We start from the raw sequence: 13964 nt of genomic DNA, 5'->3' as shown, positions 1-13964 counted from the left end.
TCTTTGGATCGCTCAACCGTTCTGGTCGAGGAGCGGCGTGAGGTGCCGTGGATCGGTTTCGAAGCGGAGGACCGGTGGCGGTTCGTCGACCAGCCGCGGCAGCCACTCGGTAAGCGAGCGGTGGTTGTCCGGCGTATCGGCGTCGCTGGGGTCCTGCGGCCGGCGGTTGAGGATGATTGCGGCCACGCTGATACCACGGCGTTGCAGGGATTCGACCGCCGACAGCGTGCTCGACAGGGTGCCGAGCCGGTCGGGTGTGACCAACAGCGCCGGCAGGCCGGTGTGTTCCGCCAGGCGGGTGTTGAGCGCGTCCTCGGCCAGCGGCGAGAGCAGCCCGCCGGCACTCTCGATGATCACGCGTTCGTCCTCGGCCAGGCCGGCGAGCGACTGGTCGAGGATCGGGGCAAGGTCGCGCTCGAACTGCAGTTCCTCACCCTCGCGCCAGGCGGCCTCGGGGGCGGCGACCGGGGTGAGGTAGCGGATCGGGCAGACGGTCGCGAGCAGCTCGCGTCCACCGGCCGCCTCGTGCAGGGCGATGCCGTCGGCCGGCTGGCGTTCGCCGTCGCGCACCTCGCAGCCGGTTTCCACCGGCTTTCGTACCCGCGGCACGATGCCGTTTTCGCGGAGCAGTCTGGCGAGCGCGCAGGAAACCACCGTCTTGCCGACGCCGGTGTCGGTGGCCAGCACCACCCAGCCGCGTGAATCGAGGGCGGGTGCCGTCATGCGATGCCCGGCAGGTCCTCGCCGGTCAGCCGGCGGTAGGCGGTCAGGTAGCGTTCGCGGGTCTGGGCGACGATCTCGTCGGGGATTGCCGGTCCCGGGGCGGTCTTGTCCCAGTCGAGCGTTTCCAGCCAGTCGCGGATGAACTGCTTGTCGAACGAGGGCGGGCTCATGCCCGGGCGGTACTCGTCGGCCGGCCAGAAGCGCGAGGAGTCCGGTGTTAGCGCCTCGTCGATCAGGTGCAGCGTGCCCTGCTCGTCGAGGCCGAACTCGAACTTGGTATCGGCGATGATGATGCCGCGCTCGGCCGCATAGTCGGCGGCCATGCGATACAGGCGCATGGCGGTGTCGCGCACCTGGGCGGCCATCTCCGGGCCGATCAGCCGCTCGGTCTCGGCGAAGTCGATGTTCTCGTCGTGATCACCGACGTCGGCCTTGGTCGCCGGCGTGTAGATCGCCTCGGGCAGCTTGTCGGCCAGTTGCAGGCCGGCGGGCAGGGTGATGCCGCAGACCGCGCCGGTGGCCTGGTAGTCCTTGTAGCCCGAACCGATCAGGTAACCGCGCACCACCGCCTCGATCGGCAGGGCCTTGAGGTTGCGCACGATCACGCTGCGTCCCTCGAGCTGGGCGCGCTGCTCCGCGTCGGCCACAATGCGGGAGAGGTCCTGGTCCTCGCAGAGGTGGTTGGGCACCAGATCGCGGCTCTTCTCGAACCAGAAACGCGAGACCTCGGTCAGCACCCGGCCCTTGTCGGGGATGGGCGTGGGCAGGATCACGTCGAAGGCCGAGACCCGGTCGGTGGTGACGATCAGCATGCGCTCGTCGTCGATGCGGTACAGGTCGCGTACCTTGCCGCGATGGATCAGTTCCAGGTCGTCGATCTGCGTCTCGAAGACGGCGGGGGCCGAGTGTGTCATTGGGCGCTCAACTGCTAGCATGCTAAGGAATTTGACCGGCCGGCCGTGGCGGCCCGGGCGGGTGGCTATTGTACGAAAGCGCGAGGCGTGACGCGATGCATGCAGAGAACGAGGGCAAAGTCGGCAGGGAAGGGGGTAGTCGCCGCTGGTGGTGCGGCCTGCTGTCGGCCGTCGGTCTGTTGCTCGCGAGCGCGGGTGCCACGGCGGCCGACCTGAGCGTGCCGGTAGGCGAGGGCGGCGACCGGCTGGAGGTGACAGTGATCGAGCCCGAGGGCGGGACGGCTGCCGATGGGCCGCTGCTACTGTGGGTCGCCAACCAGTATGGCGACATGGCCGGCCCCAGGAGCGTTGCCCACGCCCTGGCCCGTCGCGGGGCCACCGTATGGATGGTCGACGTGCTCGACTCGCTGTTCCTTACCCGCTCCGATACCGTGGTCCGCGAGCGCGATGGGGCCGCGGTCGAGGCGTTGATCCGGCATGCCGTCGAGCAGGCCGGCGGGCAACGCGAGATCGCCATCATCGGCAGTGATCGCATGGCAGTGCCCATCCTGCGTGGCATGCGGCTCTGGCAGGGGGGTGTCGAGGACACCTCGACGCTGGCCGGCGCGGTGCTGCTGTTTCCCAACCTCTATCGCGGCACGCCGGTGGCGGGGACCGAGCCCGAGTTCTTCGGCATCGTCGATGCGACCAACCTGCCGGTCATGATCTTCCAGCCCGAGCGGGGTGTGTACATGAACCGCCTCGGCAATCTCTGGCAGCGCCTGCTCCAGGGGGGCAGCGCCACGTTCGTGCGCGTCGTTCCCAAGGTCAAGGACTACTACTTCATCGAGATGGCCGAGCCGCACACCGATTCGCTCGAACGCGTGGCCGAGGTGCTGGAGAGTCCGAAGGCGGCCCCGGCCGTTCAGGCGCTGCCCGGGCAGATTCTGGAGTCGATCCCGTTGCTGGCCGCAGCGCCGCATCCGGCTGATGCGCTCGCGCTGGACGACTCGCGCAGCGAGCCGCTGGAGAAGCAGACCGGCCTGACCCGGGTGACGCCGCAGCGCGCGCCCGACTTCGAGCTGACGGACCTGGCGGGTCGTGCACAGGGGCTGGACGAGGAGTTCGACGGGGTGCAGATCGTGAACTTCTGGGCCACCTGGTGCCCGGCCTGTGTCGAGGAGATTCCGTCGATGGAGCGTCTGGCCGGCCGTTACCCGGACCGGCTGAAGATCTACGCGATCGCCTTCAAGCAGTCGCCTGAGCATCTACGCGAGTTCGTCCGCGAGCACGGGTTCGAGTTGTCCTTCCCCATTCCCGTCGATCCTGACGGCGAGGTGGCCGAGCGCTACGGCGCCTTCGCCTTCCCGACCTCGTTCCTGGTCGCCCCGGACGGTCGGATCCACTATGCGGTCAATGCCGGGATCATCTGGGACACGCCCGAAGTCGACGCGATCGTGCGCGAACTGCTGGCCATCGAGCCGGACTGAGCGGGCCGTTAGTCGTCCGTCGGCTGGCAGGTCGGGCAGAACCAGGTCGAGCGCTGGCCGAGCACGGTGCGCTCGACGGGCGAGCCGCAGCGCCGACAGGGCTTGCCGGTACGCTCGTAGACGTTGAGGGTCTGTCGGAAGTAGCCGGGGTCGCCCGAGGGCGAGAGGAAGTCACGCAGGGTGGTGCCGCCCTGCTCGATGGCCGCGGTCAGCACCTGACGGATCGCGGCGGCCAGTGCGGTGCAATCGTCCCGGCCGAGGCTCCCGGCCGGCCGTTTCGGATGGATGCCGGCGAGGAACAGCGCTTCGGAGGCGTAGATGTTGCCGACGCCCACCACGATCGCCGCGTTCATGATCGCCTGCTTGATCGCCACGCGCCGTCCGGCCAGGCGGCCGGCGAGGTAGTCGCCGTCGAAGGCCGGGTCGAGCGGTTCGGGGCCGAGGGTGGCCAGCCGCACGTGCGGGGCATCGACGCGATCGGTCAGTACGGCGCCGAAGCGGCGCGGGTCGTGCAGGCGCAGCACACGGCCGCTGTCGATCAGCCACTCGACGTGGTCGTGCTTGCGCAACGGGCTGGCCGGGTCGTCGAGGCGCAGGCTGCCCGACATGCCCAGGTGGATCAGTACGCGGTCGCCGCGGTCGAGCACCAGCAGCAGGTACTTGGCGCGCCGCTCGACCGACTCGATCGGCCGGCCGACGAGAAACTCGGCCAGATCCTCGCGCACCGGCCAGCGCAGGCGCGGGTCGCGCACGGTCACCGCCTCGATGCGTCGCCCGGCAAGGTGAGGCTCGATGCCGCGGCGGGTGGTTTCGACTTCGGGGAGTTCGGGCATGGTCCGCTCGGTCTGAAGATCGCCACGAAGAAACCCCGCGGGAAGTATCCTCGCGGGGTCCGGGTGCCGATCAGGACAAGACGGCGGCCGCCTGAGCGGCCGGCACGTGTCTTACTTGATCTTGGCTTCCTTGTAGATGACGTGCTTGCGTACTACCGGATCGTACTTCTTGATCTGCATCTTCTCCGGCATGTTCCGCTTGTTCTTGTCGGTGGTATAGAAGTGGCCGGTGCCGGCGCTGGATACCAGTCGGATCTTGTCGCGCATATCGTATTACCTGTTAGACGTTATGGTGAGCGGTGTTTAGACCTTCTCGCCGCGCGCACGCATCTCGGCGATGACCGTGTCGATGCCGACCTTGTCGATCGTGCGCAGGCCGTGGCTGGAAACACGCAGGCTGACAAACCGCTGCTCGCTCTCTACCCAGAACCGCTTCTTGTGCAGGTTGGGCAGAAACCGACGCCGGGTCTTGTTGTTCGCGTGCGATACGTTGTTACCGACCGCCGGGCGCTTCCCGGTTACTTGGCAAACTCGGGCCATGATTGTCTCCTGAGCGACTCGTCTTGTTTGCGCGCGTACCGAGGTATCGGTGCCTGTCCAGGCGGCCGGCACGCGGGCGGGTCAATTCAAAGGCCGCGTAGGATAAAAGAACCTCGGCGGCTTGGCAAGCACCGTCCGTAAGGCCGACGCTCAAACGGAGCGGCCCATCGGGTGGCCCGTCCCGGTGGCAGTCATCGGGATGCCGGTGTCGATCGTTGCTCGACCGGCGAAGATGGTGGATCAGTCTCGGGGCATGAGTCCTCGCCCGGGAGCGCAGGTTGAGGGTCGCGTGCGGCCGGATGGGGCGGTAACTGACTGATATCCTCCGAGTATCACGGAGGCCGCGTCAAGCGGAACGATGGGAGGGCGAGCCGAGCCATGGGGAAAACCGGAGTCCGATGTGTGTTGTTCGATTTCGGCGGCGTGATCGCCGAGGAAGGGTTTCGTCGCGCCCTGGTGGCAGCGGCGCATCGCCATGGCCTGGACCCGGAGGCGCTCTCACAGCACGCCATGGACGCGGTCTACGAATCCGGGTTCGTGCTCGGAAAGGGTGGGGAGGCCGATTTCTGGCAGGCGTTGCAGGAGAAGATGCCTTTCCCGGAAACGTTTGACGCCTTTCGTGCCGAGGTGATGCGCGGCTTCGTCCTGCGTCCCGACATGCTGGCCCTTGTCGATGACCTGCGATTAGCCGGTTTGACCGTCGCCATCCTGTCCGACCAGACCCACTGGCTGGACGAGCTCGACCGGCGCGACGGCATTTACCGCCACTTCGATCGCGTGTTCAACAGCTACTACCTCGGCAAGGGCAAGCGTGATCCCAGCATCTTCCGTGACGTGCTGGACGAACTGGGGTATCCGGCCTCCGCCACGCTGTTCGTCGATGACAGCGAGAGTCACGTGGAGCGGGCGCGCGGCGAGGGTTTGCGGGCAGTTCAGTGCGAGCGTCCCGGGCCGTGTATCGAGGCCGTGCGTCGCGCGGTGGGCACGGCATGATTGGCGCTGCCCCATCCTGTTCGGCGTGCATGCCGGGCAGCCGGTGCTAGCTGGATTGGTCGTCAGCGTGTCGTTGCCACCATGTCGGCAATTGTGCAATCCCGTCGAGCACGCCGTCGGGCGTTATGCCCCGTTTGAGATCGTTGGGGTGAAACTTGCCGCTGCGCACCTGTAGCCCGACCAGCCCGGCCTGCTGGGCACCGCCGATGTCACCGACGATGTCGTCACCGATCATGACTGTCTCGGCCGCATCCACGCCGAGGGTTTCCAGCGCGGAGTGGAAAAAGTCCCTACTGGGCTTGCCCAACACCACCGCGTCGCGGTCGAGGGCGTATTCCAGCCCACGGACGAATGGCCCGACGTCCAGTCTCGGGCCGTCCTCGGCCTGCCAGAAGCGCGTCATGCCCAATGCCACCAGCGCTGCCTCGGGGTTGGCCTTGAGCCAACGGAAGGCGCGGTTGTAGGTGGCGAAGTCCCAGCCCTCGCCGAGATCGCCCATGACCAGGGCGCCGATGGAGTCGTCGACCGAGTCGGCCGCGGCCAGCTCGGCGAACTCGGCGGCCGTGGCATCGGGGACGAACAGGGCTGCCGGTTCGCCTTCGTGTGCCGAAAGCCACTGGCGGGCGGCCACCGGCGGGGTGAGGATCTCGTCGGCTGTCGCCTCGATGCCCATCCCGGCGAGTTTCTCCACCAGCGCATCGCGCGGCTTCGAGGTGGTGTTGGTGACGAACCGGAACGGGATGCCCTCGCGGCGCGCCCAGTCGAGGGTCTCGATGGCGCCCTCGATGAGTCGGTCGCCGACGTAGAGCACGCCGTCCATGTCGAAGAGGATGGCTTTCATGAGTGACGATCCAGCGGTTGCCTTTCGGTCGGGGTCCCTTTTTGTATAGCAGGGCCGGGCCATGACGACCGGCACGCGGCCTTTGCTATGATGACCCGCCTTGCCCGGCCGGGTGGCGGCAGCGCCCCGGCCGGCGTCGAATACGCCGAATCACCCCTTACAAGAAATCACCTTATGTCCAAGAACGACAAGCCGCCGGTGGTGCTCTCCGGCATCCAGCCTTCCGGGCAACTGCTGATCAGCCACTACGTCGGCGCGATCCGCAATTGGGTCAACATGCAGGACACGCATGACGCGCTGTTCATGCTGGTCGACCTGCACGCCATCACCGTGCGTCAGGATCCGGCCGAGTTCCGCTCGCGCTGCTACGACTTCCTGGCCCTGTATCTCGCCTGCGGGCTAGACCCGGACAAGAGCACGCTGTTCGTCCAGTCGCACGTCCCGGCGCACGCCGAGCTCGGCTGGGTGCTCAACTGCTACACCTACATGGGCGAGCTCGAGCGCATGACCCAGTTCAAGGACAAGTCGCAGCGCCATCAGGCCAACATCAACGCCGGCCTGTTCGACTACCCCGTGCTGATGGCCGCCGACATCCTGCTCTACCAGGCCACCCACGTGCCGGTCGGCGCCGACCAGAAGCAGCACCTCGAGCTGACCCGCGATCTCGCCATGCGCTTCAACAAGCTCTACGGCGACATCTTCACGGTGCCCGAGCCGTTCATCCCCAAGGCGGGCGCCCGCGTGATGTCGCTGCAGGACCCGACCGCGAAGATGTCGAAGTCCGATCCCAGCGAGGCCAGCTACGTGGCCCTGCTCGACGAGCCGAAGAAAATCCTCAAGAAGTTCAAGAAGGCGGTGACCGACTCGGACATGGATATCCGCTTCGACCCGGAGAACAAGCCGGGCGTCTCCAACCTGATGACGTTGCTGTCGATCTTCGGCGACGAGTCGATCGAGTCGATCGAGAGCCGCCTGTCGGGCGAGGGCTACGGCAAGCTCAAGGTCGAGACCGGCGAGGCGGTGATCGCGCATCTCGAGCCGATCACGGCGCGCTACCGCGAGATCCGCGCCGACGAGGCGGGCCTGGACGCGATCCTCGCCCAGGGCGCCGAGCGCGCCGCGGCCCGCGCCCGGCCGACGCTGCAGCGCGCCTTCGACGCGCTCGGTTTCCTGCCGCGTCCGGACATCCTGGGCTGAGTCGATGCCGGCCCGCGCGCCACAGCTGATCCGCACGCCGGTCGCGCCCGGCCTGACGCGGGCTTGGTCGGTCGAGGCGGTCCAGGCCCACGAAAGCGAGCTGTTCGCCGGCGGGGTGGATGCCTACGGCCTGATGGAGCGCGCCGGCGAGGCGGCCTTCGACGAGCTGCGTCGTCGCTGGCCCGAGGCCAGGCGCTTGGCGGTGCTGGTCGGGCCGGGACAGAACGGTGGTGATGGTCTGGTGATCGCCCGGCTGGCGCATCGCGCCGGGCTCGAGGTGACCCTGCTCGGTTGGCAGCAGCCCGAGTTCCACGGCAGTGCGGCGCATGCCTGGGCGGCGCTGCGCGACGTCATGCCATCGGTCGAGGTAGCCAGCGATGCCGGAGTCGTGACCGGTGCGCTGGCCTCGGCGGATGTCGTCGTCGATGCCCTGTTCGGTATCGGCCTGTCGCGACCGATCGGCGGCAATGCGGCCGAGTTTCTCGAGCGGGTGGGGCAGGCGCTTGACGGCATGGCCGAAGGCCCGGGCGTGCTGGCGGTGGATCTGCCTTCGGGCGTGAATGCCGATACCGGTGCCCGCGATCCGCTGACACTGTCCGCGGACGTGACCGTGACCTTCCTCGGCATCAAGCGGGGGCTTGTCACCGGCCCGGCGCTGGCGGCCTGCGGGGAGCGGGTGCTCGCCGAGCTGGGCCATCCCCTGGTGCATCAATCGGGCGGGGTGGCACTGCTGCCCGGTGGGCTGCATCTTGGCGCGCGCTCCCGGGACAGCCACAAGGGGAGTTTCGGTACGGTGCTGGTGGTCGCCGGCAATCGCGGCATGCCGGGGGCGGCCCGGCTGTCGGCAGAGGCCGCGCTGCGTGCCGGGGCCGGCAAGGTGATCGTGGCCACCCATCCGGCACACGCCGCGACTCTCAATGTCGGTCGCCCCGAACTGATCGTCCACGGCATCGAGAACGCCCGCGATCTGCTGCGGCTGGCGGGCGAGGCGACCAGCGTGGTGGTCGGCCCCGGCCTGGGGTGTGATGGCTGGGCCGTCGAGGCCTGGCGCGCGCTGCGCGACTGCCCGCTGCCGCTGGTGGTGGACGCTGATGCCCTGCGGCTGCTGGGGCCGCAGTCTCTCGAGGAGCGGGATGCGGTTGTCACCCCGCACCCGGGCGAGGCGGCGGCGATGCTCGAGTGCGCCACGGCCGAGATCAACACCGACCGCCTGGATTCGGCACGCACGCTTGCCGAGCGATTCGGCTGCGCGGTGGTGCTCAAGGGAGCCGGTAGCGTGCTGACCGACGGTGAGCGTCTGGCCGTATGCCAGCGTGGTACCGCCGCTCTGGCGACCGCCGGCAGTGGTGACGTGCTGGCCGGCGTGCTGGGCGCCTTTCTCGGCATGGGACTGTCACGCTTCACGGCGATGGAGGCGGCCGTCTGCGTGCATGCCGAAGCCGGCGAGATCGAGGCCGACCGTCATGGTGAATGGGGCATGGCCGCCGCCGAGCTGTGCGATTCCATCCGTGCCGTCGTCAACGGAGGCACCGTATCGGGCGGTTGGCGACTCGCCGAGCCTTCGTCGCGGGAGGGTGGCGATGACTGACCGGTGTCTCGAGGGCAGTGATCTCGACCAGGCGGCGGTCGAGTCGCTGGCCGCCCGTCTGGCGGCCGCGGCGCCGCCCGCCGGTATCCTGTCGCTGCGCGGCGAACTCGGTGCGGGCAAGTCGACCTTCGCCCGCGCCTTCCTGCGCTCGCTCGGTGTCACCGGCACCATCCGCAGTCCCACCTATACCCTGATCGAACCCTACGACGTCGAGGCCGCAGCCGATGGTCCGGGGCGACTACTGCATCTGGACCTCTACCGCCTGGCCGACCCGGAGGAGCTCGACTACCTCGGTCTGCGCGACGAGCTCGACGAGGCGCTGCTGCTGATCGAGTGGCTCGAGCAGGCCCGGGGTGAGTTTTCCGCCGATCTCGAGCTGTCACTGGCCGGCGGGATCGAGCGCCCCGAGCGCCGCGATGTCATCCTGCGGGCCGAATCGCCGCTTGGCGAGGCCTGGCTGGCGCGCCTGGGCGGTCTTTGAGGCGATTTCTGCGCGGGGTGTGGTGTTTTTTCAACACCGCGCAAACCACATCATCTAGTGCTTTCCTGCCTTTGGTGGCGCCATATTTGGTGAAATCAGTTCGTGTATCGGGTTTAGGAAAGCGCGCTATCCTCTTGCATTTGTTGAAAAAACTCCCTTTTGGCGCACACTGTAGTGGCCGTGTGATGAAACACGATCTTGGGGCTGTGTTGCCAGAGGTGGAACATGAACAAGCCAACCCAGTCTGCCCGTGAAGCGATTGCCTTGCTGGACGCCGAGCGCCGCCGCTTCCTGCGCTCGGCGATCGGCAGTGGTGTCGCCGCCTTCGGTCTGCCATTTGCCGGATCGGCGCTGGCCGCCCGTTCGGTAGCGGTTTCCCGTGTCGAGGCCGGGCGCCACGAGCGTTTCACTCGCTACGTGTTCGCCATCTCCTCGCCGGTCGACTTCGACACCCTGCTGCTCGACAACCCGGCTCGGGCCGTGATCGACGTGCGTTCCGCGCGCCTGACCAACGCCTCGCTGCCATCGGCCCCGGATTCGCCGGTGGTCAAGGGCTTGCGGGTCGGCGTGCGCAATGGTCATGACTTGCGACTGGTGTTCGACCTCAAGAAGCGGGCCCGTCCCCAGATCATCATCCTGCCGCCGACCGACGGCGGTGACTATCGGCTCGTGGTCGACCTGCCGCATGGCGCCGGCGAGGAAACCGTGATCGCCGAGCGGCCCGACGTGCCGCGCCAGGAGTCCGCGGCCCAGTCGGGTTCCGGGGCGTTCCGTGACCTGGTGGTGGCCATCGATCCCGGTCACGGCGGCAAGGACCCCGGCGCGATCGGTCGCCGCGGTACCCGCGAGAAGGACATCGTCCTCAACATCGGTCTGCAATTGCGTGACCTGATCGCCGCGACGCCCGGTCTCACGCCGGTGATGACGCGTGACGACGATCGCTTCATTCCCCTGCGTCAGCGCACGGAGATCGCCCGGCGGCACGAGGCGGACCTGTTCATCTCGGTGCATGCGGATGCCTTCCGCCTCGCCTCGGCCAAGGGCGCGTCGGTCTACTGCCTGAGCCAGAATGGCGCCAGTTCCGAGGCGGCACGCTGGCTGGCGGCCAAGGAAAACAGCGCGGACTTCGTCGGCGGCGCGTCGCTGGCGGATCACGACAAGGACGTCGCCTCGGTGCTGCTCGACCTGGCGCAGACCAAGACGCTCGAGTCCAGCCTCGACTTCGGTGACCGGGTGCTTCGCAACATCGACGGCGTCGCCGAGCTGCACAAGGAAACGGTGCAGCAGGCCGGCTTCGCCGTGCTCAAGTCGCCGGACATTCCCTCGATCCTCGTCGAGAGCGCCTTTATCAGCAATCCGCAGGAAGAAAAGCGCCTGCGCAGCGCCTGGTACCAGCGCAAGATCGCCGAATCGATCCTCGAGGGCGTGAACAGCTACTACACGGCGCACGCACCGCAAGGTACCCGCTACGCGATGCTCTGATCCGATCGGTCGCTGACCGATGTCCCGCTTGTCTCGGTAGTGGCGGGCGGGAGACAATGACGGTTTTCCCCGTCGGAGTCCCATGCCCGCAATCCGCCAACTGCCCCAATCCCTGGTCAACCAGATCGCCGCCGGCGAGGTGGTGGAGCGGCCGGCGAGCGTGATCAAGGAGCTGGTGGAGAACGCACTGGACGCCGGTGCCGATCACATCGAGGTGCAGGTGGTCGCCGGCGGGGTCAAGCAGCTCTCGGTGCGGGACAACGGTCACGGCATGACGCCCGAGGAGATGCCGCTGGCGATCGCCCCGCACGCAACCTCCAAGATCCGCGATCTCGACGATCTCGAGGCCGTTGCCAGTTTCGGCTTCCGCGGCGAGGCGCTGGCGAGCATCCAGTCCATCTCCCGGCTGCGTCTCGTTTCCCGCACTACCGACATCGACCACGGCTGGGAACTGGCGCCGGGCGTGTTCGACGAGCCGCGTCCCACGCCGGCGAAGCCGGGCACGTTGGTCGACGTGCGCGACCTGTTCTTCAATGTCCCCGCACGCCGCAAGTTCCTGCGGACCGAGCGCACCGAGTTCGGCCATGTCGACCAGCTGCTGCGCAAGCTTGCCCTGGCCAACCCGGGCGTCGCCTTCCGCCTGAGCCATAACGACAAGGCCGTGCTCGACCTGCCGGCGGCGGATGACGATGCCATCGAGGCGCGGATTGCCAAGGTGCTCGGGCGCGGCTTTCTCGATCAGGCCCGCGAGATCGACTCGGCCGCGTCGGGCTTCGCCCTGACCGGCTGGGTGGCCAGTCCGCAGTACGCCCGGGCTTCCACCGACCAGCAGCTGTTCTTCGTCAACGGCCGGGTGGTCCGCGACCGCCTGATTGCCCATGCCGTGCGACGTGCCTACAGCGACGTGCTGCATCACGGCCGGCATCCCGCCTACGTGCTCTCGCTCACGCTCGACCCGGCGGCGGTGGACGTCAACGTCCACCCGACCAAGGCCGAGGTGCGTTTCCGTGACGCGCGCAGCGTGCACGATTTCCTGTTCCAGACGGTGCACCGGGCGCTGGCCGCCCCGGGCGGCATCGCGCCGGAGGGTGTGGCGATGCCGGTCCAGAGTTCCGGCTTCGCTTCGTCCGCGGGCGCCGGTTCGTCGTCGGGGCCGACCCTCAGTGCCCCGAGCGCGCCGGCCGCTTCCTCGGGCCGGGCGTCGCAGGGCTACCTCTCATTGCTCGCCCACGGCCAGCAGGGTCAGGAAGGCGCGCCGAGCGTGGCCGAGCCCCTGCCGGCCGACGATGAGATCCCGCCGCTGGGTTACGCCGTCGAGCACCTGGGCGAGATATACATCCTGGCGCGCAATCGCGACGGGTTGGTGATCGTCGATGCGCATGCCGCCGCCGAGCGGGTCACCTACGAACGCCTCAAGAGCGCCTACCGTCAGCAGGGGCTGTCCGGTGCGCCGCTGCTGCTCCCGGTCGACTTCGCCGTGTCGCCGGCCGAGGCCGAGGCCTTCGAAACCTGGCAGGAGGCGTTCAGTGCGGCCGGCGTGATGGTCGACCGGGTCGGGCCGGAACGGGTGCGGGTGCGCGAGGTCCCGGCCATGCTGCGCGAGGCGGATATCGAGACGCTGGTGCGCGAGATGCTCGCCGAGCTGCGCCGGGTGCCGATGGCCGAGGACACCGTGCCGCGGGCCATCGTCGACGAGCGTATCGACGAGATCCTGTCGACCATGGCCTGTCATGGCTCGGTGCGCGCCAACCGCCGTCTGACGATCGCCGAGATGAACGCGCTGTTGCGGGACATGGAGCGCACCGAGCGTTCGGACCAGTGCAACCACGGCCGCCCCACCTGGCGGACGCTGTCGATCGACGAGCTCGACCGCTGGTTCATGCGGGGGCAGTGATGACGGACGCCGCCTCGCAGCGACTGCCGATCGTCGCCATCGCCGGCCCGACGGCATCCGGCAAGACGGCGCTCGCCATGCGGCTGGCCGACCGGCTGCCGGTGTCGATCATCTCGGTCGACTCGGTGATGATCTACCGCGGCATGGACATCGGTTCGGCCAAGCCGTCGCCCGAGCTCCTGGCCCGTTACCCGCATGCGCTGGTCGACATCTGCGACCCGGCCGAGGCCTACAGCGTCGAGCGATTTTCTCGCGACGTGCTCGAGGCGATCGGCGCGGCGCGCTCGGCCGGTCGGGTGCCGCTGCTCGTTGGTGGGACGATGATGTATTTCCAGGCGTTGCTGCGCGGTCTTTCGCGCCTGCCTCCGACCGAGCCGGCCGTGCGCGAGGCCGTCCGCGAAGAGGCCGGGCGAGTCGGCTGGCCGGCGATGCACGCCGAGCTCGCCAAGGTCGACCCCGAGGCCGCTGCCCGCATCCACGCCACCGACCCGCAACGGATCGGCCGGGCGCTGGAAGTCCACCGGGCCACCGGCCAGAGCCTGACCGAATGGCAGCGTCTGCATCCACCGGTCTCGCCGCTGGCCGGCGAGCGGGTGCTGGCGATCGCGCTATGGCCCCGCAGCACGGCGCATACCCGGCAGGCGGTCGCCCAACGCTTCGATGCGATGCTGGCCGCGGGCTTTCTCGACGAGGTCGAGGCGCTCTACCGGCGCGGCGACCTGCATGCCGGGATGCCGTCCGTCCGGGCGGTCGGCTATCGGCAGGCCTGGTCGTATCTGGCCGGTGAGACCGATCGGGCCACGATGCGCGAACGGGCGATCACCGCGACCCGACAGCTGGCCAAGCGCCAGCGCACCTGGCTGCGCGGCGCGAAGGAATGGCAGGCAATGGATGCCGAGGCGCCTGATCGGGTGGAGGAACGCATACTGAACTTTGTCGAGACGGGGCGATCTTGAAGGAGCCGGGACGTGCATGCCCGTGCCGGCGCGCTACACTACATTTTTGACGA

The 13964-nt window shown here is 68.2% G+C and carries 14 protein-coding genes; 8 read left to right on the top strand and 6 right to left on the bottom strand.

Translation table 11 applies throughout. The features are described 5' to 3' along the window. Window positions 1–12: 12 nt before the first annotated feature. Both bioD and AWR35_RS03730 read right to left on the bottom strand, forming a co-directional pair. Window positions 13–723 (bottom strand): dethiobiotin synthase, encoded by a 711-nt coding sequence (gene bioD / locus AWR35_RS03735; protein ID WP_058574608.1) that lies wholly within the window; start codon window positions 721–723, stop codon window positions 13–15. Further along, window positions 720–1637, bottom strand: a complete 918-nt coding sequence (locus AWR35_RS03730; protein WP_058574607.1) for a phosphoribosylaminoimidazolesuccinocarboxamide synthase — start codon at window positions 1635–1637, stop codon at window positions 720–722. Before AWR35_RS03730 ends, bioD begins: the two co-directional genes overlap by 4 nt. A gap of 95 nt (window positions 1638–1732) precedes the next feature. On the opposite strand from AWR35_RS03730, the gene AWR35_RS03725 reads away from it, so the two are divergent. Continuing rightward, window positions 1733–3106: a TlpA disulfide reductase family protein gene (locus AWR35_RS03725; protein WP_058574606.1), complete on the top strand. Its 1374-nt coding sequence runs from the start codon at window positions 1733–1735 to the stop codon at window positions 3104–3106. An 8-nt stretch (window positions 3107–3114) separates the two neighbouring features. Here the strand turns inward: AWR35_RS03725 and mutM are convergent, their stop codons facing one another. The 3 genes from mutM to rpmB all read right to left on the bottom strand — a co-directional run bounded on the left by mutM (window position 3115) and on the right by rpmB (window position 4479). Continuing rightward, entirely contained in the window at window positions 3115–3939 is an 825-nt protein-coding gene (gene mutM / locus AWR35_RS03720) for a bifunctional DNA-formamidopyrimidine glycosylase/DNA-(apurinic or apyrimidinic site) lyase (RefSeq protein ID WP_058574605.1), read from the bottom strand. Between the two features lie 111 nt (window positions 3940–4050). Then, window positions 4051–4206, bottom strand: coding sequence for a 50S ribosomal protein L33 (gene rpmG, locus AWR35_RS03715; RefSeq protein ID WP_058574604.1), 156 nt, complete (start codon window positions 4204–4206; stop codon window positions 4051–4053). 36 nt (window positions 4207–4242) lie between these two features. Next, complete coding sequence (rpmB, locus tag AWR35_RS03710; protein WP_058574603.1) at window positions 4243–4479, bottom strand: 50S ribosomal protein L28; 237 nt, start codon at window positions 4477–4479, stop codon at window positions 4243–4245. 402 nt (window positions 4480–4881) lie between these two features. Here rpmB and AWR35_RS03705 point away from each other — a divergent pair, with 402 nt between their 5' ends. Then, complete coding sequence (locus AWR35_RS03705) at window positions 4882–5472, top strand: HAD family phosphatase (RefSeq protein ID WP_058574602.1); 591 nt, start codon at window positions 4882–4884, stop codon at window positions 5470–5472. Between the two features lie 46 nt (window positions 5473–5518). On the opposite strand, the gene AWR35_RS03700 is transcribed toward AWR35_RS03705, so the two are convergent. After that, window positions 5519–6313 carry a TIGR01458 family HAD-type hydrolase gene (locus AWR35_RS03700; RefSeq protein WP_058574601.1) on the bottom strand — a complete coding sequence of 265 codons (795 nt, stop codon included), beginning with the start codon at window positions 6311–6313 and terminating at the stop codon, window positions 5519–5521. Window positions 6314–6487: 174 nt separating this feature from the next. On the opposite strand from AWR35_RS03700, the gene trpS reads away from it, so the two are divergent. From trpS to miaA, 6 genes are all read left to right on the top strand, one after another. Beyond that, window positions 6488–7510, top strand: a complete 1023-nt coding sequence (trpS, locus tag AWR35_RS03695; protein WP_058574600.1) for a tryptophan--tRNA ligase — start codon at window positions 6488–6490, stop codon at window positions 7508–7510. A gap of 4 nt (window positions 7511–7514) precedes the next feature. Continuing rightward, window positions 7515–9098: a bifunctional ADP-dependent NAD(P)H-hydrate dehydratase/NAD(P)H-hydrate epimerase gene (locus AWR35_RS03690; protein ID WP_058574599.1), complete on the top strand. Its 1584-nt coding sequence runs from the start codon at window positions 7515–7517 to the stop codon at window positions 9096–9098. Then, window positions 9091–9579, top strand: a complete 489-nt coding sequence (tsaE, locus tag AWR35_RS03685; RefSeq protein ID WP_058574598.1) for a tRNA (adenosine(37)-N6)-threonylcarbamoyltransferase complex ATPase subunit type 1 TsaE — start codon at window positions 9091–9093, stop codon at window positions 9577–9579. Before AWR35_RS03690 ends, tsaE begins: the two co-directional genes overlap by 8 nt. Before the next feature lie 225 nt (window positions 9580–9804). Then, window positions 9805–11061 carry an N-acetylmuramoyl-L-alanine amidase gene (locus AWR35_RS03680; protein WP_058574597.1) on the top strand — a complete coding sequence of 419 codons (1257 nt, stop codon included), beginning with the start codon at window positions 9805–9807 and terminating at the stop codon, window positions 11059–11061. Window positions 11062–11143: 82 nt separating this feature from the next. Next, window positions 11144–12955 (top strand): DNA mismatch repair endonuclease MutL, encoded by a 1812-nt coding sequence (gene mutL, locus AWR35_RS03675; RefSeq protein WP_058574596.1) that lies wholly within the window; start codon window positions 11144–11146, stop codon window positions 12953–12955. Beyond that, window positions 12955–13911: a tRNA (adenosine(37)-N6)-dimethylallyltransferase MiaA gene (gene miaA / locus AWR35_RS03670; RefSeq protein WP_058574595.1), complete on the top strand. Its 957-nt coding sequence runs from the start codon at window positions 12955–12957 to the stop codon at window positions 13909–13911. The genes mutL and miaA overlap by 1 nt, the downstream gene beginning before the upstream one ends. The last annotated feature ends 53 nt before the right edge of the window (window positions 13912–13964 follow it).

Origin of the sequence: Guyparkeria sp. WRN-7 (genome assembly GCF_001641825.1) — a bacterium.
GTDB lineage: Bacteria > Pseudomonadota > Gammaproteobacteria > Halothiobacillales > Halothiobacillaceae > Guyparkeria.
Note: the sequence above shows the minus strand (reverse complement) of the source record. Positions and strands in the feature narration are given on the sequence as shown.